The organism is Streptomyces sp. NPDC001617, from assembly GCF_053596855.1.
The window spans coordinates 71,728-94,370 of record NZ_JBSFHA010000035.1 but is presented as its reverse complement, the minus strand read 5'-3'; the positions used below and the strand labels follow the sequence as shown (position 1 = coordinate 94,370).

General features: G+C 69.8%; 16 protein-coding genes and 1 pseudogene. 4 read left to right on the top strand and 13 right to left on the bottom strand.

Annotated elements, in window-relative coordinates; genetic code table 11:
- Nucleotides 1-97: 97 nt before the first annotated feature.
- The 11 genes and pseudogenes from ACWC09_RS25655 to ACWC09_RS25605 form a co-directional block, all read right to left on the bottom strand.
- Complete coding sequence (locus tag ACWC09_RS25655) at nt 98-733, bottom strand: hypothetical protein (protein ID WP_450852939.1); 636 nt, start codon at nt 731-733, stop codon at nt 98-100.
- Nucleotides 734-801: 68 nt separating this feature from the next.
- Entirely contained in the window at nt 802-2,526 is a 1,725-nt protein-coding gene (locus ACWC09_RS25650) for a S8 family peptidase (protein WP_450852938.1), read from the bottom strand.
- Nucleotides 2,527-2,783: 257 nt separating this feature from the next.
- Nucleotides 2,784-3,776, bottom strand: coding sequence for a PAC2 family protein (locus ACWC09_RS25645; RefSeq protein ID WP_450852937.1), 993 nt, complete (start codon nt 3,774-3,776; stop codon nt 2,784-2,786).
- Between the two features lie 165 nt (nt 3,777-3,941).
- Nucleotides 3,942-4,613 carry a FadR/GntR family transcriptional regulator gene (locus ACWC09_RS25640; protein WP_450852936.1) on the bottom strand — a complete coding sequence of 224 codons (672 nt, stop codon included), beginning with the start codon at nt 4,611-4,613 and terminating at the stop codon, nt 3,942-3,944.
- Nucleotides 4,614-4,712: 99 nt separating this feature from the next.
- Nucleotides 4,713-6,008: an amidohydrolase gene (locus ACWC09_RS25635; protein ID WP_450852935.1), complete on the bottom strand. Its 1,296-nt coding sequence runs from the start codon at nt 6,006-6,008 to the stop codon at nt 4,713-4,715.
- Nucleotides 6,005-6,757 (bottom strand): nucleoside phosphorylase, encoded by a 753-nt coding sequence (locus tag ACWC09_RS25630; RefSeq protein ID WP_450852934.1) that lies wholly within the window; start codon nt 6,755-6,757, stop codon nt 6,005-6,007. Before ACWC09_RS25630 ends, ACWC09_RS25635 begins: the two co-directional genes overlap by 4 nt.
- Nucleotides 6,754-6,971, bottom strand: a pseudogene (locus tag ACWC09_RS25625) (ABC transporter permease); the annotation flags it as partial. The pseudogene ACWC09_RS25625 and the gene ACWC09_RS25630, both read right to left, overlap by 4 nt.
- Nucleotides 6,972-7,310: 339 nt before the next feature.
- Nucleotides 7,311-8,927 (bottom strand): FAD-dependent oxidoreductase, encoded by a 1,617-nt coding sequence (locus ACWC09_RS25620; RefSeq protein WP_450852933.1) that lies wholly within the window; start codon nt 8,925-8,927, stop codon nt 7,311-7,313.
- Nucleotides 8,928-8,978: 51 nt separating this feature from the next.
- On the bottom strand, nt 8,979-10,520 hold the full coding sequence (gene glpK, locus ACWC09_RS25615) for a glycerol kinase GlpK (protein ID WP_450852932.1): 1,542 nt from the start codon (nt 10,518-10,520) through the stop codon (nt 8,979-8,981).
- Between the two features lie 49 nt (nt 10,521-10,569).
- Complete coding sequence (locus ACWC09_RS25610) at nt 10,570-11,370, bottom strand: MIP/aquaporin family protein (RefSeq protein WP_450852931.1); 801 nt, start codon at nt 11,368-11,370, stop codon at nt 10,570-10,572.
- Nucleotides 11,371-11,764: 394 nt separating this feature from the next.
- Nucleotides 11,765-12,529, bottom strand: coding sequence for an IclR family transcriptional regulator (locus ACWC09_RS25605; RefSeq protein ID WP_450852930.1), 765 nt, complete (start codon nt 12,527-12,529; stop codon nt 11,765-11,767).
- A 286-nt stretch (nt 12,530-12,815) separates the two neighbouring features.
- Between ACWC09_RS25605 and metH the strand changes: the two genes are divergently transcribed.
- The 4 genes from metH (at nt 12,816) to ACWC09_RS25585 (ending at nt 20,879) form a co-directional block, all read left to right on the top strand.
- Entirely contained in the window at nt 12,816-16,331 is a 3,516-nt protein-coding gene (gene metH / locus ACWC09_RS25600; protein WP_450852929.1) for a methionine synthase, read from the top strand.
- 193 nt (nt 16,332-16,524) lie between these two features.
- Nucleotides 16,525-17,220, top strand: coding sequence for an HAD family hydrolase (locus ACWC09_RS25595; RefSeq protein WP_450852928.1), 696 nt, complete (start codon nt 16,525-16,527; stop codon nt 17,218-17,220).
- 408 nt (nt 17,221-17,628) lie between these two features.
- Nucleotides 17,629-19,233, top strand: a complete 1,605-nt coding sequence (locus tag ACWC09_RS25590; protein ID WP_450852927.1) for an ABC transporter substrate-binding protein — start codon at nt 17,629-17,631, stop codon at nt 19,231-19,233.
- Nucleotides 19,234-19,298: 65 nt separating this feature from the next.
- Complete coding sequence (locus ACWC09_RS25585; RefSeq protein ID WP_450852926.1) at nt 19,299-20,879, top strand: ABC transporter substrate-binding protein; 1,581 nt, start codon at nt 19,299-19,301, stop codon at nt 20,877-20,879.
- 68 nt (nt 20,880-20,947) lie between these two features.
- Here the strand turns inward: ACWC09_RS25585 and ACWC09_RS25580 are convergent, their stop codons facing one another.
- Complete coding sequence (locus tag ACWC09_RS25580) at nt 20,948-21,619, bottom strand: response regulator (RefSeq protein WP_450852925.1); 672 nt, start codon at nt 21,617-21,619, stop codon at nt 20,948-20,950.
- Nucleotides 21,620-21,633: 14 nt separating this feature from the next.
- The gene (locus ACWC09_RS25575; RefSeq protein ID WP_450852924.1) at nt 21,634-22,635 is read right to left on the bottom strand and encodes a RecB family exonuclease; all 1,002 of its coding nucleotides are present in this window, start codon (nt 22,633-22,635) and stop codon (nt 21,634-21,636) included.
- Between the last annotated feature and the right edge of the window lie 8 nt (nt 22,636-22,643).

Here is a 22,643-nt window from a genome sequence, read left to right as displayed (position 1 = left end):
GTGCTTCTCGAGTAGGCCCTGTGCGCGGGGCTGTCCCGGTCGGGGGGCCGCCCCCCCGCGGGGGGGCCCCCCGCCCCTTCCGTCTGTCACGCGCCGGTCAGATCCGCTGGATCCGTACGCTGCGCAGGACGTTCGGGGACTGGGTGTCCCAGACGCCGATCACCTGGTGGCCGAAGGCGAAGGCCTCCTGGATCTGCTGGTGCAGCTGCGGGATCGGGTTGTTGAGGACCCGGAACTGACCGTTGATGCGCAGGAACACCTGCTGCGGCTGGCCCTGCAGCGGTTGCAGGATGTCGACGAAGCCGTTCGCCACGCCGGAGGCCAGCGACTGCGCCTGGACCTGCTGGATGACCTGCTGGACCACGGTCTGCGCGAGCTGCGTCAGCTGCTGCTGCGTCTGCTGCTCCTGCTGCTGCGCCTGCTGGTCCTGCTGCTGGCCGTACTGCTGCTGTTGCTGCTGCCCGAACGGCTGCTGCTGCTGACCGAGTTGCTGCAGCAGTTGGTGGAACGGCTGCTGCTGGCCGAGCTGCTGGAGCTGCGGCATCATGCCGGCGCCCGGCCAGCCGGAGGACTGTGCCTGCTGCTCCTGCGGCTGCTGTTGGCCGTAGCCCTGCTGCTGCCCGAAGCCCTGCTGACCGAACGGCTGTTGCTGGTGCTGCTGGTAGGGCGACGTGCTCGGGAACTGCTGGCCCTGCTGTTGTCCCAGTTGGCTCATCTGCGGGGTGGTGCTCATGCGGGTGTCACCTTCCCTTGATGGAGACTTGCCTTGATGGGGTCGGTCTTCGATGGTTCTGCGACACGTCAGCCCGTGACCACCAGGCCGACGATCTCGTCGTCCGAGAACCAGACCCGGACGTCGGGCCGTCCCCCCGCGAAGGCGGTGTGCACCGCCTGGCGGATCTCGGGGGACGGATGGTTGAGGTTGCGCCAGGCGCCGGCCACGAACAGCCGGATCCTGGGCGGGAGTTCACGGGGGTAGGGCAGCAGCTCGTCCCAGTACCGTTCGGCCCGGCCCGAGCCGACCGCCTGCGGCAGCAGGTGGGTGACCGCCGCCTTGATGTCGGGCCGGTTGCCGATCCGCTGCGAGGCGGGCCGGTCCGGCGCGTCCTGCTGCGGGGAGCCCGTGGCCCGCAGCGTCAGCCGGGCACGCTCCGGGGACATCGGGGGCTGGCCGGCCGCCTTCAGCATGCCCTGCAGCGCGGCCAGCGCGCCGACCACCACCGGGGAGGCGGAGGAGGTCCCGGAGAACGTGTCCGTGTACCAGGCGATCTCCTCGGGCCCGCCCTGCAGATCGCCGGGCCGGTCCCAGAAGCCACCGGTGGTCGTGACCTCGCGTCCCCAGCCCTGGGCGTCCACGCGGAAGCCGTAGTTGGAGAACGCCAGCCTCGACCGGTCCGGGCCGTGGTCGCGGCCGTGCGTGCCGGGCGGCGGCGCGCCCGCGCCGACCAGGACCGCGCCGGAGGACTGGTTGGACGGGTTGAACGGGTTGCGCCACCACGCCGGGAACTCGTCCGGGCGGCGCTCGTAGACCGCGCCGTCGAGCGACTCGGCGCCGTTGCCGGCGGCCTCCACGACCAGCACGCCCCTGGCGGTGGCGTACCGGATGGCCGCGAAGTCGTCCGGCCACCACTCGATCGCGATGTAGCCGCGCTGGTCGTCGCGTTCCGCGTACTCGAACCGCGGTCCGGGGCGGTGGAGTTCGACGAGTACGACGTCCCCGGGGCCGAGCCGGTCGGCCGCCGCGTGGATCGCGGCCGCCGTGCCGATGCCCTGGAAGGAAGCGGCCGCGGTCACCGCGTCGGGCACGATGCCGTTGACGCCGTGCTCGCCCGGGTCGCCGCCGATCACGCCGATCACGGCGGTGCCGTGATTGCGCCAGGCGAGGTCGGTCAGGGGAGTGCCGACCACGACGCCGGCGAGCCTGGCGGCCAGGTCCTCGTGGCCCAGCTGCCAGGCGCCCTCGACATCGATGATCGTCACCCCCTGACCGGACCCACCGGGCCGCTGCCATGCCCAGTGGGCGTCCACCCCCTCCGGCGCGGCGCGCAGATAACCCTGCCGGCTGCTGAAGTCCGGGGTGACCGGGGCGCCTTCCTTGAGCCGCCCGCCACCGTCCGTCACCGTCGCGGGCACCGCGCCCGGCTTCACGTACGCCGTGTCGATCCCCGGCAGCGCGGCGATCCGCGAACGCAGCTCCTGCGCACGGCTCTCGCCGCCCCGCACCCGGTAGAACAGCGCGAGGTCGGGCACGTTCTCCTCGCCCGGAACGACGGTGGACTGCTGCAGCCGCTCCTCGCTGCCGAACAGCGGCTCCAGCGTGAGCTGTTCGTCGCCGAGGAACATGTTGAGCGAGGAGACGTCGGCGCCCGCGGCCGAGCGGACCCCCTCGGCCTGGGCGCGCAGCCGGGCCTCGGGGCGGGCGACGGCGATCAGTTCCTGCTCGGTTCCTCGATAGGTGAATCCCGCTCCGTCGGGCCCGGGCCCGGATGTTCCCGGATCTTGCGGCGGCTGTACCTGGTCGCTCATCGGGTACCGCTCCCTTCGGTCCGTGCGGGTGGCCTTCCGTGCCCAACCAAGCACTCCCCGGGCACCGCGTCCAGAGCGTCTTCACCAACTCGGTTTGAAAACAAGTTGAATTGGGTAACGTGTGCAATCTGTCTCGAAGTGCGTGTCACGCCGAAATCAGGCCAAACACTGCCGAGACAACGGTCAAGTGATGGGGCAGGAGCGCAGTGAGGGCGGTGCGCCGTTCGCGCACCGCCCTCACCGACACAACCGCCGGCTCACTCCTCCGAGGACTCGTCGTCCTCCGCATCCGGCTTCGGGGGCTTCGACGGCTTCGTGCGACCACTCGGGTTGTCCCGCAGATACGACGCCGACGGGCCGTCGCCGCCGTCCGCCGTGGCGTGCCCGCCCGAGCCGGATGGGCCCGACCCGCCGTCCCGGCGGCGCAGATACCGCTCGAACTCACGCGCGATCGCCTCGCCCGACGCCTCCGGCAGCTCCGCGGTGTCCCGGGCCTCCTCCAGCGTCTGCACGTACTCGGCGACCTCGCTGTCCTCCGCGGCCAGCTGATCCACGCCCACCTGCCAGGCGCGCGCGTCCTCGGGCAGCTCGCCCAGCGGGATGCGTACGTCGATCAGGTCCTCCAGGCGGTTGAGCAGCGCCAGCGTCGCCTTCGGGTTCGGCGGCTGCGACACGTAGTGCGGTACGGCGGCCCAGAGGCTGACCGCCGGCACGCCCGCGTGCGTGCACGCCTCCTGGAGGATGCCGACGATGCCCGTGGGCCCCTCGTACTTGGTCTCCTCCAGGTCCATGCGCTGCGCCAGGTCCGGGTCGGACGTGGTCCCGCTGATCGGGACCGGACGGGTGTGCGGGGTGTCGCCGAGCAGGGCGCCCAGAATGACCACCAGCTCCACGCCCAGCTCGTGGGCGAAGCCCAGCAGCTCGTTGCAGAACGAACGCCACCGCATGGACGGCTCGATACCCCTCACGAGCACCAGGTCGCGCGGCTTGTCACCGCCGACCCGGACCACCGACAACCTCGTCGTCGGCCAAGTGATCTTGCGCACGCCGCCGTCCAACCACACCGTGGGGCGGTTCACCTGGAAGTCGTAGTAGTCCTCGGCGTCCAGCGCCGCGAACACCTCGCCCTTCCACTCCCTGTCCAGATGCGCGACCGCGGTGGAGGCGGCGTCGCCGGCATCGTTCCAGCCCTCGAACGCGGCCACCATGACCGGGTCGATCAGCTCGGGAACCCCCTCGAGCTCGATCACCCAGGCCTCCTTCCGACGTGCCCTCGCTTGACCCACCAACCTTACGGCGTCCGGCGGGGGCGCCCGCAGCCCCCTTGCACGGGGGAGTGAACGGATCACTGCCCCGTCCGAGCCCCTCGAACACCCAAGATCGCCACCCCGGACCACCCCCCGGAGCCATGATCCTCAGAGCGACGACCTGAGCCACTGCTCCACGCTCGCGATGTGCACCGTCGCCCAGGACCGCGCCGCCTCCGCGTCCCGGTCCCGCAGGGCCGACAGGATCGCCCGGTGTTCCCGCAGGGTGCGGCTGACCGCGTCCTCCTGGGTCAGGCCGCGCCAGATGCGGGCGCGGGTGGTGGGGCCGGAGAGGCCGTCGAGGAGGGAGCAGAGCACCGAGTTGCCGGAACTCTGCACGATCCCGCGGTGGAAGTCCAGGTCGCAGGCGACCAGTTCCTCCACCGACGGGGCCTCCCCGAGCCTGTCCAACTGGGCCGAGAGCGCGTCCAGTTGCTGCTCGCTGATCCGCGAGGCGGCCATCGCCGTCGCGGCCGGCTCCAGGATGCGGCGCACGGCCAGGAACTCCAGGACCGTGTCGTCGCGGTGGAAGTCGACGACGAAGCTCAGCGCCTCCAGCAGGAGCTGCGGGTCCAGGCTGGTGACATATGTGCCGTCGCCCTGCCGCACGTCCAGGATCCGGATCAGCGACAGGGCCCGCACCGCCTCCCGCAGGGAGTTGCGGGAAAGCCCCAGCTCGGAGGCGAGTTCACTCTCCTTGGGCAGCCGGTCGCCGGGGCGCAGGGCACCGGAGACGATCATGCCCTTGATCTTCTCGATCGCCTCGTCGGTGACTGCCATGGCCGGGCCTCCCTGTGGTTCACGCATGCCGTAAAGACATCCGATGTCTCACGCCATTATGGGGGTTCAGTCTGGTGAACGGGACGGCAAACGCTCAGGTCAGACCAGCGCTTCCAGGTCCACGACCACCGCCGCCTCGTCCAGCGTGGTCAGCGTCCGGTCCCGCATCAACACCCGCCCGTCCACGACGGTGTCCCGCACGTCCGCCGAGTGCGCCGCGTACGCCAGTGTCGACCAGGGGTCGTGCAGCGGCCGCAGATGCGGGGCGCCCAGGTCGAGCACGATCAGGTCGGCCCGCTTGCCCGCCTCCAGCGAGCCCAGCCGGTCGCCGAGCCCGAGCGCCCGCGCACCCTCGATCGTCGCCATCCGTACGGCCTGTTCGGCACCCACGGCCGTGGGGTCGCCGCCCGCCTTGTGCACGAGCGCCGCCTGCCGAACGGCGCCCAGCACGTCCAGCGTGTTGGAGCTGACGGCCCCGTCGGTGCCGAGGCCGACGGTCACGCCCGCGCTCAGCAGCCGCGGCACCGGCGCGATGCCGCAGCCCAGCTTGAGGTTGGACACCGGGCAGTGGGCGACGGACGTGCCGGTGCGGGCCAGTGCCGCGATCTCCGAGCCGGTGAGATCCACGGCGTGCGCGAGCAGCAGATCGGGGCCGAGCAGTCCGAGGGAGTCGAGGAGTTCGACGGGTCGCTTGCCGTACTTGACCTCGACGGTGGCGACTTCGGTGGCGTTCTCGGCCGCGTGGATGTGCAGGAGCGCCCCGAACTCCCTTGCCAGCGCCGCGATGTCGGTGAGCTGGTCGGGGGAGAGGGTGTAGGTGGAGTGCGCGAAGACGACGGGGCGGTGGCCGGGACGGGCCGGTCCACGAGCCTCCAGGTCCCGGCGGGCCCACTCCAGCCGGTCCTCGTAGGCGATGCCGTCCGGCGGCTCCGGTACGTCCATGAAGGTGGGGCCGGAGTGCAGCCGCCAGCCGGTCTCGCGGGCCGCTTGCTCGGCCGCCTCGTGGAACCAGTACATGTCGAGAGCCGAGGTCACCCCCGCCCGTACGCTCTCGGCCACCGCCAGCCGCACCGCCGCCGCCACGTTCTTCGGCGCGAGCAGCTCGGCCTCCGCGGGCAGCACCCGCTCAAGGAACCCCTGCAGGGTCACGTCGTCGGCGCGACCGCGCAGCAGGGTCATCGCGAGGTGGGTGTGCGTGTTGACGAGCCCGGGCAGGACAAGGCAGCCCGCGGCGTCCATGGCCTCCGTGGCTGTGAACCGCGCTTTCAGCTCCTCGGCCGGTCCTACGGCGACGATCTCACCCTCGTGGACGGCAACCGCCCCGTCCCGTACGACGGTTCCGGCCTCGTCGACGGTCAGTACGTCCCCGCCGTGCACCAACAGGTCGATGTTCACGCCGCACACCCCTCGGCCAGCAGTCGCAGCGCCTCCAGCGACACCACGGCACCCCGCTCGACGCCCGCCGCGACGACCTCGCGATGCGGGTCGTATCCGCCGGTGCTCTCCTCGTCGACCAGCTCGTCCGCGTTCGCCCCGTCCACGACCAGCACGCCACCGGCGACCAGGCCCCGCAGCGACGCCGTGACCAGCAGTGCGGACAACTCCATCTCGATGGCGGCGAGTCCGGCACCGTCGTAGGAGAAGAGCGGGATCAGTCCCGGCTGGAAGGCCGCCCGCGTCCAGACGATCCCCCGATGGTGCGGGGCACCCGCCTCGCGCGCCGCCCGCTGCAGCGCGAACACCGCCTCAGGGGAGGAGACCGCTGGGTACTCGGGCGGCAGCAGCTGGTGGGTGACCCCGTCGTCCCTTACGGCGGCTTCCGCGATGACGAGATCGCCGTCCCCGATACCGGGTTTCATCGCACCCGCCGTACCGAACCGCAGGAAGGTGCGGACCCCCGCGTCCGCCAGCTCCTGGAACAGCAGGATCGCACCCGGCGCACCCACCCCGTGCGAGGCCACCGTGACCGCAAGTCCCTTCCAACTCCCGCTGAACACACGGTACTCACGGTGGTACGACACCTCTTCGGCGCCGTCGAGCAGCGCGGCGACGGCGGCAGCGCGCGCCGGGTCGCCGACGACGATCGCGCGCTCGGGCAGCCCTGTGCGCGGTATTCGGGTGATGGGCAGCAGGTCCTGCGTCATGAGGCGACTCCGGTGGAAGGACGGGTACGGCGACGGCGGGCCGTCGAGAGGAACAGGGCGCCGAGCGTGACGACGTACGGCGCGGCGTCGGCCGCCTCGGCGAGACCGAACAGCAGCGCGGCGAGCAGCACACCGACGGGCGCGGCACGGCCCAGCATGACGGCCACGACGGCGATCCAGCGCGTCCCGCCGTCAGGTTCTCGGGAACGGCGGTTTCTGCGGTGCATCGGGGACCTTCCGGGGGTACGGCGAAAGAACGCTTGGCGGTGAGCGGGTGAGGGAGAGACGTGCGACGGGGCGGTGGGGGAAGGCTCAGCGTCGACAGCCGTCGCCGGATGCTGGACTGTAACACCCGTTTCCGGACACCCGCCTGACTGTCTCCCGGACCCGGTCCCGGCGTCCCGCAGGGCACTGCTGCTCGGACGCGAACTGATCGTGTGCCACGAGGAGTTGAGGAACGTGGCAGCAGTAAGGGCGCTGGCCGAAACCCCCTGGGGCACGTGAAGGGGGCGGCTCCCTGACCAAGGAACCGCCCCCTTCGACGTCGTACCGCCTACTTCTTGTCGAGCAGATCCTGCACCTTCGCCCGCACCTCGTCCGTCGCCAGCCCCCGAATGGTCAGCGTCGTCCGCCGCCGCAGCACGTCGTCCTGCGTCTGTGCCCACTCGTTGTCCCGGGCGTACACCACCTGCGCCCAGATCTCCGGAGCGTCCGGGTGGACGCGCTCGCCCAGTTCGGGGTTCTCGTTGGCCAGACGAGCGATGTCGAAGGCCAGCGAGCCGTAGTGGGTCGCCAGGTGCTTCGCCGTGTCGGCGCCCATGCGCGGCCCCGGGGCCGGATTGTCGACCAGTAGCCGATGAGCAACCGCACGCGGATTCGCGACGCCCGGCAGCGGCAGCTTCTTCGGCAGCGAGGAGATCGGCTCGAAGTCCTCGCCCAGCGGATGACCCGGCAGAGCCTCCAGCTTCTTCATGACCGTACGGCCAATGTGCCGGAAGGTGGTCCACTTGCCGCCCGCGACGGACAGCATCCCGCCACGGCCTTCCGTGACCACGGTCTCGCGCTTGGCCTTGGCCGTGTCACCGGGACCGCCCGGCAGCACGCGCAGACCCGCGAAGGAGTACGTGATCAGGTCACGGGAGAGCTGCTGGTCGCGGATGGAGAAGGCGGCCTCGTCGAGGATCTGGGCTATGTCCTTCTCGTTGACCGCGACATCCGCAGGGTCGCCCTCGAACTCCTCGTCGGTGGTGCCGAGAAGCAGCATGTCCTCCCAGGGGAGGGCGAAGGTGATGCGGTACTTGTCGATGGGGGTGGCCAGGGCGGCCTTCCAGGGGGCCGTCCGCTTCAGGACCAGGTGCGCGCCCTTGGACAGGCGGATGGACGGAGCCGCGTCCGGGTCCTCCATCCTGCGCAGGTGGTCGACCCATGGGCCGGTCGCGTTCAGCACCAGACGGGCGTTCACGCCGAACTCGTCGCCGCTCGTGCGGTCCTTCAGGTCGGCGCCCGTCACCCGCCCCTTGGTGAACCGCAGCCCGGTCACCTCGGCGTGGTTCAGGACGACCGCGCCCGCCTCGACGGCCGCACGGACCGTCATCAGGGCCATCCGGGCGTCGTTCATCTGGTCGTCGCCGTAGACGGCGACGGCCTTGAGGTTGTCGGTGCGCAGCTCGGGCACGTCCTGCGCCGCCTTCGCGGGGGACAGGAGGTGGCCGACGCCGTCACCGAACGCGGAGAGCGCGGAGTAGGCGAAGACGCCCGCCCCGAGCTTCGCGGCGCCGTGCGGTCCGCCCTTGTACACGGGGAGGTAGAACGTGAGCGGGTTCGCCAGGTGGGGAGCCACCTGACGGGACACCGCACGGCGCTCGAAGTGGTTCTCCGCCACCAGCTTCACCGCACCGGTCTGCAGGTAGCGCAGACCGCCGTGGAGCAGCTTGGAGGAGGCGGAGGAGGTGGCGCCGGCGAAGTCGCCGGCGTCGACCAGAGCCACCCTGAGGCCGGACTGCGCGGCGTGCCAGGCGGTGGAGATGCCCAGGATGCCGCCGCCGATCACGAGAAGGTCGTACGACGCCTTGGCGAGCTGCTCCCGGGTCTCGGCGCGGCTCGGGTTGGAGCCGGAGGCCGGGCGCGTACCGAGGGCAGGCACGGACTGCAGGGTGGTCTGACTGGTCATTTCGGGTTCTTACTCCTCATCAGAGCGTGCTGAGCCGTCGGGTGGCTCTCGTCAGCTCTCTTCGTCCTCGAGCCAGCCCATCGTCCGCTCGACGGCCTTGAGCCAGCTCTTGTACTCACGGTCGCGGGCGTCCGCGTCCATGCGGGGGGTCCACTCGGCGGCCCGCCGCCAGTTGGCGCGCAGGTCGTCGGTGCTGGTCCAGAAGCCGACGGCGAGACCGGCGGCGTAGGCGGCACCGAGGCAGGTCGTCTCGGCGACCATCGGGCGCACCACGGGGGCGTCCAGGAAGTCCGAGAGGGTCTGCATCAGCAGGTTGTTGGAGGTCATGCCGCCGTCGACCTTGAGGGCCGCGAGCTCGACGCCCGAGTCCTTGGTCATGGCGTCCGTGATCTCACGGGTCTGCCAGGCGGTGGCCTCCAGGACGGCGCGCGCGAGGTGCGCCTTGGTGACATAGCGGGTCAGACCGGCGATCACACCGCGGGCGTCGGAGCGCCAGTACGGGGCGAACAGACCGGAGAAGGCCGGCACGAAGTAGGCGCCGCCGTTGTCCTCGACCGAGAGCGCGAGCGTCTCGATCTCGGCGGCGGTGGAGATCAGGCCCATCTGGTCGCGCATCCACTGCACCAGCGAACCGGTCACGGCGATGGAGCCCTCGAGGGCGTAGACCGGCTTGTCGTCACCGATGCGGTAGCCGACCGTGGTCAGCAGGCCCGAGTACGAGTTGATGATCTTCTCGCCGGTGTTCAGCAGCATGAAGGTGCCGGTGCCGTAGGTCGACTTGGCCTCGCCCTCGGCGAAACAGGTCTGGCCGAACAGGGCCGCCTGCTGGTCGCCGAGCGCGGACGCGACCGGGATGCCGCCGAGCAGGTCGCCCAGCTTGCCGCCGGTGACCTCGCCGTAGACCTCGGCGGAGGAGCGGATCTCGGGGAGCATCGCCAGCGGGACGCCGATGGACTCGGCGATCTTCTCGTCCCACTCCAGCGTGTGCAGGTTCATCAGCATGGTGCGGGAGGCGTTGGTGACGTCGGTGTAGTGCTTGCCGCCGTCGACACCACCGGTCAGGTTCCAGATGACCCAGGTGTCCATGGTGCCGAAGAGGATGTCGCCCGCCTCGGCGCGCTCGCGCAGGCCCTCGACGTTGTCGAGCAGCCAGCGGGCCTTGGGGCCGGCGAAGTAGGAGGCCAGCGGAAGGCCGGTCTCGCGGCGGAAGCGGTCCTGGCCGACGTTGCGGCCGAGCTCCTTGCAGAGCGCGTCGGTGCGGGTGTCCTGCCAGACGATGGCGTTGTGGACGGGCTCACCGGTGTTCTTGTCCCAGAGGAGAGTGGTCTCGCGCTGGTTGGTGATACCGATGGCCTTGATGTCGTCACGCGTGATGCCGGCCTTCTGGATGGCCCCGGCGACGACCTCCTGGACGTTGGTCCAGATCTCGTTGGCGTCGTGCTCGACCCAGCCCGGCTTCGGGAAGATCTGCTCGTGCTCCTTCTGGTCGACGGAGACGATACGTCCGTCGCGGTCGAAGACGATGCAGCGGGAAGAGGTGGTGCCCTGGTCGATGGCGGCGATGAAGGGGCCGGCGGTGTGGGCGTCGGTCACTGTGTACTCCTGGGGTTCCGTGGGTTGAGAGGACTGTTCTACCGATGCTTCAGGCGAAAGCGACGTTGTAGATGCCTGCCGCGATGGCGCCGCCGATCAGCGGACCGACCACCGGGACCCAGGCGTAGCCCCAGTCGGAGCCGCCCTTGTTGGGCAGGGGCAGGACGGCGTGCACGATACGCGGACCGAGGTCACGGGCCGGGTTGATCGCGTAACCGGTCGGACCACCGAGGGACAGACCGATGGAGACGACGACCAGCGAGGTGATCAGGGCGCCCAGGACGCCCAGGCCGTTGCCGTTGTCGTTCAGGCCCTGCGTGAGGACCGCGAGGACCAGCACGATCGTGCCGATGACCTCCGTGGCGACGTTCTGCCAGGCGACCCGCACCTCGGGGCCGGTGGAGAAGATGCCCAGAACCGGTCCCGCGCCCTTCTCCTGCGCCTCGACGGCCTTGGCCGCGGTGGCCTGCGCACCCGGACCGCCGACGATCTCCTTGTCGGTGAGGTGCGCGTGGAACTGGCCGTAGTAGGCGACCCACACCAGGGCCGCACCGATCATGGCGCCGAGCAGCTGCCCGCCCCAGTAGACCGGGACCTGGCTCCACTCGATGCCGTTCTTCTTGAGCGCGAGCGCGAGCGTCACGGCGGGGTTGAGATGGGCGCCGGAGAGCGGCGCCGAGGTGTAGACCGCCGTGAGCACTGCGAAGCCCCACCCGAAGGTGATGGCGAGCCAGCCGGCGTTGCGGGCCTTGGAGGCCTTCAGCGTGACGGCGGCGCAGACGCCACCGCCGAGCAGGATGAGTACGGCGGTACCGATGGTCTCGCCGATGAAGATGTCGGAGCTGGACACCCGCGACTCCTTTGTCCTTCGTCCAGGGACCGAACCCCGGGTCCCTCCGGAGGTTCGAGCTGCCCTCGGGGGTGAGAGCGATGGCCGGCCCTTGGCGTTGTCACACTCTAGCGCGTATTGCCGGTAGGTGTTCGACAATGCCGACCGATGGACGGGAGTCTTGCTGCGGCGTTACACGCACGTCAAGAGTTCTGTTGTCGAAAACACGATCGTTACTGATTGCTGCGAGGTGTCGATCTTGCTGGTCAGATGCGTACCGCCGGGTAACAGCCGCTGCCCGTACCGGCTGGACGGTCCGCCCGTTATGTCAGGGTACGGAGAAGGCCGGAACGCGCCACCGCGTCCCGGCCTTCCCTGTGTGTCTCTCAGGCCGCCCAGACTGTTCCGCGACCGCTCAGAACCGTCCCGCCCCCAGGTCCCGGGAGACCGCGCGGGCGCAGTCCCGCACCGCCGCGATCAGCTCCGGCCGCAACTCGCCGTCCCGGCACAGCCGCTCCACCGCGCCCGTGATGCCCACCGCGCCCACCGGCATCCGCCGCCGGTCGTGGATGGGCGCGGCGACGGACGCGACGCCGTCCCAGGTCTCCTCGACGTCGGCCGCGTAACCACGCGCGCGCGTGATGTCGAGGATGTGCTCGAAGTCCTCCAGCTCGCACGTGGTGCGGTCGGTGAAGGGCTTGCGGTCGGCCTCGATGACCTCGCTGTGGGCGACCGGGTCGTAGGCCGACAGGACCTTGCCCAGGGCCGTGGAGTGCAGGGGCTGCATGGCCCCTATCTCCAGCACCTGCCGGCTGTCGTCGGGCCGGAAGACGTGGTGCACGATCAGCACGCCCTGCTGGTGCAGGACACCGAGATAGACGCTCTCGCCGCTGGACCGGGCCAGGTCGTCCGTCCACACCAGGGCACGCGCGCGCAGCTCGTGGACGTCCAGGTAGGTGGTGCCCAGGCGCAGCAGCTCGGCGCCCAGCTGATAGCGCCCGGAGGCGTCGTCCTGCTCGACGAAGCCCTCCTGCTGGAGCGTGCGCAGTATGCCGTGGGCGGTGCCCTTGGCGAGGCCCAGCGACGAGGCGATGTCCGAGAGGCCGAGCCGCCGCTCGCCGCCCGCGAGCAGCCGCAGCATCGCGGCCGCCCGTTCGAGCGACTGGATGTTCCGTGCCATCGCCGTACTGCCTCCGTCCCCGTCGACCGCCGACGTAACGCCGTCGATACTGTCGTTCGGCAATGTCGAACACTACCGGTCCATGCCGACCCACCGCTAATACTCGTACGGCATCTGTTGTGTCACGCGTCTCCCCCCAGGTGCCTGTCCGCCATCCCGGTCCGTCTCGTGGACGCTCCGACCACCGGGGAGCGGACCCGGTTACCCTGGCCAGGTGCGCCCACCGGGGAGAGTTCCACGGGCCGCGCAAAGCCGACAGCCGTCGCACTATAAGGGAGCCCCTTTCATGGCCTCGTCGCCACTGACCCCTTCCGCCGACAGCCGGACCCGTGCGTCCGCGCTCCGGGACGCGCTCGCCACCCGAGTGGTGGTGGCCGACGGAGCGATGGGAACGATGCTCCAGGCCCAGGAGCCGACCCTGGAGGACTTCCAGCAGCTGGAGGGCTGCAACGAGGTCCTCAACGTCACGCGTCCGGACATCGTCCGTTCCGTGCACTCCGCCTACTTCGACGCGGGCGTCGACTGCGTCGAGACCAACACCTTCGGCGCCAACCTCACCGCCCTCGGCGAGTACGACATCCCCGAGCGCGTCCACGAGCTCTCCGAGGCCGGTGCCCGCATCGCCCGCGAGACGGCCGACGAGTACGCCGCCCGGGACGGCCGGCAGCGCTGGGTGCTGGGCTCCATCGGCCCCGGCACCAAGCTCCCCACCCTCGGCCACACCACGTTCACCGCGATCCGCGACGCCTACCAGCAGAACGCCGAGGGCCTGCTGGCCGGCGGCGCCGACGCGCTGCTCGTGGAGACCACCCAGGACCTGCTGCAGACGAAGGCCTCGGTCATCGCCGCCCGCCGGGCGATGGAGAGCGCCGGCTACGAGGTCCCCCTGATCGTCTCCGTCACGGTCGAGACCACCGGCACCATGCTCCTCGGCTCCGAGATCGGCGCCGCGCTGACCGCGCTCGAGCCGCTCGGCATCGACATGATCGGCCTGAACTGCGCGACCGGCCCCGCCGAGATGAGCGAGCACCTGCGCTACCTCGCCCGCCAGGCGCGCATCCAGCTGTCGTGCATGCCGAACGCCGGCCTGCCGGTCCTGGGCAAGGACGGCGCCCACTACCCGCTGACCGCGCCGGAACTCGCCGACGCCCAGGAGACCTTCGTACGCGAGTACGGCCTCTCCCTGGTCGGGGGCTGCTGCGGCACCACCCCGGAGCATCTGCGCCAGGTCGTCGAGCGCGTCCGCGCCCTCGCCCCGACCGAGCGCCACCCGCAGCCCGAGCCAGGCGCCGCCTCTCTCTACCAGACCGTGCCGTTCCGTCAGGACACCTCGTACCTGGCCATCGGCGAGCGCACCAACGCCAACGGCTCGAAGAAGTTCCGCGAGGCCATGCTGGAGGCCCGCTGGGACGACTGTGTGGAGATGGCCCGCGAGCAGATCCGCGAGGGCGCCCACATGCTGGACCTCTGCGTGGACTACGTCGGTCGCGACGGCGTCGCCGACATGGAGGAGCTGGCCGGTCGCTTCGCCACCGCCTCCACCCTTCCGATCGTCCTCGACTCCACCGAAGTCGACGTGATCCGGGCCGGGTTGGAGAAGCTCGGCGGCCGCGCGGTCATCAACTCCGTCAACTACGAGGACGGCGACGGCCCGGAGTCCCGCTTCGCGCGCGTCACCGAGCTGGCCCAGGAGCACGGCGCCGCGCTGATCGCGCTGACCATCGACGAGGAGGGCCAGGCCCGCACCCCGGAGAAGAAGGTCGAGATCGCCGAGCGGCTCATCGACGACCTCACCGGCAACTGGGGCATCCACGAGTCGGACATCCTCATCGACACCCTGACCTTCACCATCTGTACCGGTCAGGAGGAGTCCCGGGGGGACGGCATCGCCACCATCGAGGCGATCCGCGAACTCAAGCGCCGCCACCCGGACGTCCAGACCACGCTGGGCCTGTCGAACATCTCCTTCGGCCTCAACCCGGCCGCCCGCGTCCTGCTCAACTCCGTCTTCCTGGACGAGTGCGTCAAGGCGGGCCTGGACTCGGCGATCGTGCACGCGTCGAAGATCCTGCCGATCGCCCGGTTCAGCGAGGAGGAGGTGCAGACGGCCCTCGACCTGATCCACGACCGCCGCAGCGAGGGCTACGACCCCCTCCAGAAGCTCATGCAGCTCTTCGAGGGCGCCACCACCAAGTCGCTCAAGGCGGGCCGGGCCGAGGAGCTGGCCGCCCTCCCGCTGGAGGAGCGTCTCAAGCGCCGCATCATCGACGGCGAGCGCAACGGCCTGGAGGCCGACCTCGACGAGGCACTCCAGGAGCGCCCCGCCCTCGACATCGTCAACGAGACCCTCCTGGACGGCATGAAGGTCGTCGGCGAGCTGTTCGGCTCCGGCCAGATGCAGCTGCCGTTCGTCCTCCAGTCCGCCGAGGTCATGAAGGCCGCGGTCGCCCACCTCGAACCGCACATGGAGAAGTCGGACGCCGAAGGCAAGGGCACCATCGTGCTGGCCACCGTGCGCGGCGACGTGCACGACATCGGCAAGAACCTCGTCGACATCATCCTGTCCAACAACGGCTACACCGTCGTCAACCTCGGCATCAAGCAGCCGGTCTCCGCGATCCTGGAGGCCGCCGCCGAGCACCGGGCCGACGTCATCGGCATGTCCGGGCTCCTGGTCAAGTCCACGGTGATCATGAAGGAGAACCTGGAGGAGCTCAACCAGCGCGGCCTGGCGGCGGACTACCCGGTCATCCTGGGCGGCGCGGCCCTCACCCGCGCGTACGTCGAGCAGGACCTGCACGAGATCTACGAGGGCGAAGTCCGTTACGCCCGCGACGCGTTCGAGGGCCTGCGCCTGATGGACGCCCTGATCGGCGTGAAGCGGGGCGTGCCCGGGGCGAAGCTGCCCGAGCTCAAGCAGCGCCGGGTGCGGGCCAGTGCCGTGGCGGTCGAGGAGGAGCGCCCCGAGGAAGGGCACGTCCGCTCCGACGTCGCCACCGACAACCCGATCCCCGAGCCGCCGTTCTGGGACACCCGCGTCATCAAGGGCATCCAGCTCAAGGAGTACGCGTCCTGGCTGGACGAGGGCGCGCTGTTCAAGGGCCAGTGGGGGCTCAGGCAGGCCCGCACCGGTGAAGGACCGTCGTACGAGGAACTCGTCGACACCGACGGCCGGCCGCGCCTGCGCGGACTGCTGGACAAGCTGCAGACCGAGAACCTGCTCGAAGCGGCCGTGGTCTACGGCTACTTCCCGTGCGTCTCCAAGGACGACGACCTGATCATCCTGGACGAGCAGGGCAACGAGCGCACCCGCTTCACGTTCCCGCGCCAGCGCCGTGGCCGCAGGCTGTGCCTGGCGGACTTCTTCCGGCCGGAGGAGGCGGGGGAGACCGACGTCGTCGGCCTCCAGGTCGTCACCGTCGGTTCGAGGATCGGCGAGGAGACCGCGAAGCTCTTCGAGGCGAACTCCTACCGCGACTACCTCGAACTGCACGGCCTGTCCGTCCAGTTGGCCGAGGCGCTCGCCGAGTACTGGCACGCGCGCGTGCGTTCGGAGCTGGGCTTCGCCGGGGAGGACCCGAACGAGATCGAGGACATGTTCGCCCTGAAGTACCGTGGCGCCCGGTTCTCGCTCGGCTACGGAGCATGCCCGAACCTGGAGGACCGCGCCAAGATCGCCGACCTGCTCCGGCCCGAGCGCATCGGCGTCCAGCTGTCCGAGGAGTTCCAGCTGCACCCCGAGCAGTCCACGGACGCGATCGTGATCCACCACCCCGAGGCGAAGTACTTCAACGCCCGCTGATCCCGGCTTCCCGAGGGCACGTCTGCGCACATCGGCGCACGTCAGAGCGTCCCCCGGCGGTCTACACGGTGTGCCCCGGACCGCGCCGGATAAACGAGGCGCTTCGCTCGCGGGCGACGTACACTGGTCGGTCCACTGCAGGCCGGTTCCCCAGCGGGAACCGGCCTGCTCGTCCCTCAAGGAGGTGCGTCGGATGACCAGTACGGTCCCCGCGCTCGGAACCCGTACGGCCGAAGGCTCAGCCCTGCAGGCCGTGCTCCTCGACATGGACGGAACCCTGGTGGACACCGAGGGCTTCTGGTGGGACGTCGAGGTAGAGGTCTTCGCGTCCCTCGGCCACGCCCTCGACGACTCCTGGCGCCATGTGGTGGTCGGCGGTCCCATGACCCGCAGCGCGGGGTTCCTGATCGAGGCCACCGGCGCCGACGTCGCCCTCGCCGAGCTCATGGTCCTGCTCAACGAGGGGTTCGAGGACCGTATCGCCCTTGCTCTGCCGCTGATGCCGGGCGCCGCCAGGCTGCTCGCCGAGCTCGCCGAGTACGAGATCCCGACCGCTCTGGTCTCCGCCTCGCACCGGCGCATCATCGACCGGGTGCTCGGCTCGCTGGGGTCCCAGCACTTCGCCCTGTCGGTCGCCGGCGACGAGGTGCGCCGCACCAAGCCGCACCCCGACCCCTATCTGGTCGCCGCCGCCGGACTGGGAGTGGATCCGGCCAGATGCGCGGTCGTCGAGGACACCGCGACCGGTGTCGCGGCGGCCGAGGCCGCGGGCTGCCATGTCGTCGCCGTGCCCTCGGTGGCCCCCATCGCGCCCGCCGTCCGACGCACCGTCGTGACCTCTCTCGAAGAGGTCGACCTGGCATTTCTGCGCGGATTGATCACCGCCTGATCGTCCTCTGCGGATCGGGAATTGGCGGCGCGGCGTACGAAGGAATTCGAACCGCACAGGACGGCTGAATTCCGCTGCCGATACGCGCCTTTGGACATGTGAGGTTCCCCACTTGCGCGAGGGTCGACAGGTGGGGGGACGTGTGCTGCCCGCCCCGGTTTCGGGGGTCGTGCCGTGCCCTTGTGTCCCGATTGGTGGAATGCTGCACTAATCCTTCCTCCGTCGGGTTTTCGGTCTGTCCACGCCCGGTTTCGCTGCGTGATGGCATCTCAACTCCGGTGACCTCGGGCCCCCGTGCAGGTGCGGACTAATCTCGTCGCGAGAACCACCGCCCTTACCCCCGTGTTCCGCCGCGACACCCCTGCATGCCGGATACACGGACCTGAACAGCTCTGGAGAAACACGAGCATGAACCGCAAGACTTTGGTGCTGCCGGCCGTGGTCGGTCTGCTCGCGCCCGTGCTCGCCGCCTGTGGCGGCTCCGACAGCGGCAGCGGTGGTGGAAGTGCGATCGTCGTCGGTACGACCGACACGTTCGCCGCGACCAAGGACGCCCCGGCACCGCTCGACCCGGCCTACGCCTACGACGTCGGTTCCTGGAACATCCTGCGCCAGACCGTGCAGACCCTGATGATCCAGCCCAAGGGCGAGGGCGACCCGGTGCCCGAGGCCGCCGAGAAGTGCGGCTTCACCGACAGCGGCAACGAGCGCTACGCCTGCACCCTGCGTGACGGCCTCGAGTTCTCCAACGGTGACAAGATCACCGCGGCCGATGTGAAGTACTCCATCGATCGTGCGCGTGCCATCAACGCCGAGGGCGGTCCGGTCGGCCTGCTGTCGACCATCGACACCGTCGAGACACAGGGCGACAACGAAGTCATCTTCCACCTCAAGACCGCCGACGCCACCTTCCCGTACAAGCTGTCGACCCCGGTCACCGGCATCGTCAACCCCGACGACTACGAGAAGAACAAGCTGCGCGACGGCTTCGACGTCGACGGCTCCGGCCCGTACACGCTGTCGGCCGACGTCAAGGACGACGCGATCGTCAAGGCCACCTTCACCAAGAACCCCAACTACAAGGGGACGTTGAAGGTGAACAACTCCAAGGTCGAGATGGTGTCCTACAAGGACGCCGCGGCCATGGGCGCCGCCCTGGACAAGGGTGAGATCGACGTCATGACCCGCACGATGTCGCCGGAGCAGATCCAGAAGCTGTCCGATGGTGCGAACGACAACGAGGACCTGGTCGAGATGTCCGGCCTGGAGATCCGCTACCTCGCCTTCAACACCGACGCGGTCTCGGTCAAGGACAAGGCCGTCCGCCAGGCGATGGCCCAGCTGATCAACCGCGGCGAGCTCGTCTCCAAGGTCTACGGCACTCAGGCCGAGCCGCTCTACTCCCTGGTCCCGGCGAGCATCACCGGTCACTCCAACTCGTTCTTCAACAAGTACGGCGACCCGAGCACCGCCAAGGCCAGGGCCCTGCTGACGAAGGCGAACATCACCACCCCGGTCAAGCTGACCCTGCACTACACGACCGACCACTACGGCTCCGCCACGGAGAAGGAGTTCAAGGTCCTGCAGACGCAGCTCAACAGCAGCGGGCTGTTCGACGTCAGTATCAAGGGCGCGCTCTGGAAGAGCTTCGTGCCGGCAGAGCGCAAGGGCGAGTACGACGTCTGGGGCATGGGCTGGTTCCCGGACTTCCCGGACGCCGACAACTACCTCGCGCCGTTCCTCGACACGGACAACTTCCTCAAGCTGCCGTACAAGAACAGCAGGATCATCAACACCCTGATCCCGGAGTCCCGCCGCGTGGCCGACCGGCTCGCCGCCTCCTCCAGCCTCACCACGATCCAGGACCTCGTCGCCGACGACGTCCCGATCCTTCCGCTGTGGCAGGGCAAGCAGTACGTCGCCGCCCGCGACGACGTCACGGGCACCGCGTACGCGCTGAACTCGTCCTCCACCCTCCAGCTGTGGGAGCTCGGCCATGGCGTGAGCGGCTGATCTCCCGTGCCCGTGGCCTGGGACGTGGCCTCGGGGTCCAATTAACCGACGACAAAGGCATATGCATGCGTTTGCGCAACCAGTGGCCAGTCCTGCCCATCGTGGCGGGGCTGGCTTCCGGCCTGCTGACCGGCTGCGGAACGGACAGCGGCGATTCCGGGGGAACCGGCTCCAAGGTGGTCATGGGGATGTCCGACGACGTCCTCGCCACCGACCCCGCCTCCGGCTACGACCCCGGCTCCTGGCTGTTGTTCAACAACGTGTTCCAGTCGCTGCTCAGCTTCCCCAACGGAGGCACCGAGCCCGAGCCGGAGGCCGCCAAGTCGTGCGCCTTCACGGACGCCTCGACCAAGGTCTACCGGTGCACGCTGAAGGACGGCCTGAAGTTCAGCAACGGTGACTCGCTCACCTCCGAGGACGTCAAGTTCTCCTTCGACCGGATGCTGAAGATCAACGACGACGCCGGTCCGGCGATCATGTTCCCCATGCTGGACAAGGTCGAGACGCCGGACGAGAAGACGGTCCTCTTCCGGCTGAAGGTCCCCGACGCGACCTTCCCGAGCAAGATCGCCTCCGGCGCGGGCTCCATCGTCGACCACAGCCAGTACGACGGGAACAAGCTGCGCAAGGACGGCAAGGCGATCGGCTCCGGCCCCTACAAGCTGGACTCCTACGGCCACGACGAGGCCGTCTTCTCGGTCAACGAGAACTACAAGGGCACCGCCAAGGTGAAGAACTCCGGCGTCACCCTCAAGTTCTTCCACGGCGACCAGGCCAAGCTGAAGAAGGCCCTCCAGGACGACAAGATCGACATCGCCTACCGGGGTCTGACCGCGAACGACGTGGCCGACATCCAGAACGCCGACAACAACTCGGGCGTCGAGGTCGTCGAGGGCAGCAGCGCCGAGGTCCAGCACCTGGTCTTCAACATGAAGGATCCGGTCGTCGGAAAGCTCGGCGTACGCAAGGCCATCGCCTACCTGCTCGACCGCGACGCCCTCATCAAGGACGTCTACCAGGGCACGGCCACCCCGCTGTACTCGATCATCCCGGCGGGCATCGCCGGCCACAACACGGCCTTCTTCGACACCTACGGCGCCAGCCCCTCACCGGCCAAGGCCGCCGCGGCCCTGAAGGCCGAGGGCGTCAGCGGCAAGGTCAAGCTGACCCTCTGGTCCACCCCGTCCCGCTACGGCCCGGCAACGGACCAGGAGTTGAAGGAGATCGCCAAGCAGCTCAACGCCAGCGGCCTGTTCGACGCCGACGTGAAGTCGGTCGCCTTCGGCCAGTACGAGAAGGACATCGCCGACGGCAAGTACGGCGTGTACGTGAAGGGCTGGGTGCCGGACTACCCCGACGCCGACAACTTCACGGCGCCCTTCTTCGGCAAGGGCAACGTGCTGAGCAACAACTACAGCAACAACACGATCACCGGCACACTGATCCCGCGCACCGCCGCCGAGAGCGACCGGGCCGCGACCGACCAGGACTTCGCCCAGCTGCAGGACATCGTCGCCGACCAGCTGCCCGTCCTCCCGATCTGGCAGGCCAAGCAGTACGCGGTCACCCGCGAGAACGTCTACGGCCTCGAGTACTGCCTGGACGCCTCGACGGTCTTCCGCTTCTGGGAGCTCAGCAAGGGCTGACGGACGGTCCCGTACGACGACGGAGGGCGCCCCTTTTCCACCAGGGGCGCCCTCCGTCGTCGTGGGCCCTACTGCGCGCCGGGGCGCACCAGCCCGCTCTCGTACGCGTACACCGCGGCCTGCACCCGGTCGCGCAGCCCCAGCTTGGTGAGCACGTGCCCGACATGCGTCTTGACCGTGGTCTCGCTGACGAACAGGTCGGCGGCGATCTCGGCGTTGGACAGCCCGCGCGCCACCAGCTTGAGCACCTCCACCTCGCGCTCGGTGAGCGTGTGCAGTGTGTCCGGCACGGGCTCGTCGCCGGACGGCAGGTGGGCGGAGTACTTGTCGAGCAGCCGCCGCGTGATGCTCGGCGCGAGCATGGCCTCGCCCGCCGCGACCACCCGGATCGCCTGGACGAGCTCGTTGGCCGGCGCGTCCTTGAGCAGGAAGCCGCTCGCCCCCGCCCGCAGGGCCTCCACCACGTACTCGTCGAGGTCGAAGGTGGTCAGGACCAGCACCTTCGCCGGGCCGTCCCGCCCGGGTCCGGTGATCTGCCGGGTCGCCTCCACGCCGTCCATCCGGGGCATCCGGATGTCCATCAGGACCACGTCGGGCTGCAGCGCCCGCACCTGGTCCAGAGCCTGGAGGCCGTCTCCGGCCTCGCCGACGACCGCGATCTCCTGCTCCGCCTCCAGAATCATCCGGAAGCCGGTGCGCAGCAGCGGCTGGTCGTCGACCAGTAGGACGCGGATGGCCACGTAAGTCTCCTTCGCTAGTCCGGCCCCATTCTGCCCTGCGGCACGTCACCCGACCCGACCGCCCTCACCGGCAGGGGGTAGGGCGGGGGAGTGCCGCCGAACTCCGGGCAGTGCGCCTGGTGGTCGCACCAGCCGCACAGCTTGGTCTGCCGCGGCCGCCAGTCGCCGGACTCGGTGGCCTGGCGGATCGCGTCCCACAGCGCGAGCAGCTTGCGCTCGACCCGCTCCAGGTCGGCGAGGACGGGGTCGTAGGTCAGGACGTCCCCGCTGCCGAGATACACCAGCTGGAGCCGGCGCGGGATCACCTTCTTCAGGCGCCACACCACCAGGGCGTAGAACTTCATCTGGAACAGCGCGCCCTCGGCGTACTCGGGCCGGGGCGCCTTGCCCGTCTTGTAGTCGACGATCCGCACCTCGCCCGTGGGCGCCACGTCCACCCGGTCGATGATCCCGCGCAGCGTCAGCCCGGAGTCCAGCTCGGCCTCGACGAACAGCTCCCGCTCGGCGGGCTCCAGCCGGGTCGGATCCTCCAGGGTGAACCAGCGCTCGACGAGCTGCTCGGCCTCGCCGAGCCAGCGCGCGAGCCGCTCCCCTTCCGGATCGTCGGCGAACAGCTCCACGACCTCAGGCCGATGCTCCCGCAGCCGGTCCCACTGCCCCGGAATCAACGACTTGGCGCGCGGCGCCGTCCGCTCCGTGGCCGGGGCGTCGAAGAGCCGCTCCAGCACCGCGTGCACCAGCGTGCCCCGGGTCGCCGCCTCGCTCGGCTTCTCGGGCAGCCGGTCGATGACGCGGAAGCGGTAGAGCAGGGGGCACTGCATGAAGTCACTGGCACGGGACGGGGACAGACTGGCGGGCGGTATGGCGGGGCGGTCCGCGCCGGCCGTCCCGGTCGTCGCCGCCGCCGTCACCGTCGTAGTCGCTGTCGCTGTCGTCGGTTCGGCCGCGACGGACTCGTCCGCCGGCACCGCACCCCCGTCGTGGGCCTCCGCCACGCGCTCCGCACTCGTCTCCATGCCCCAGA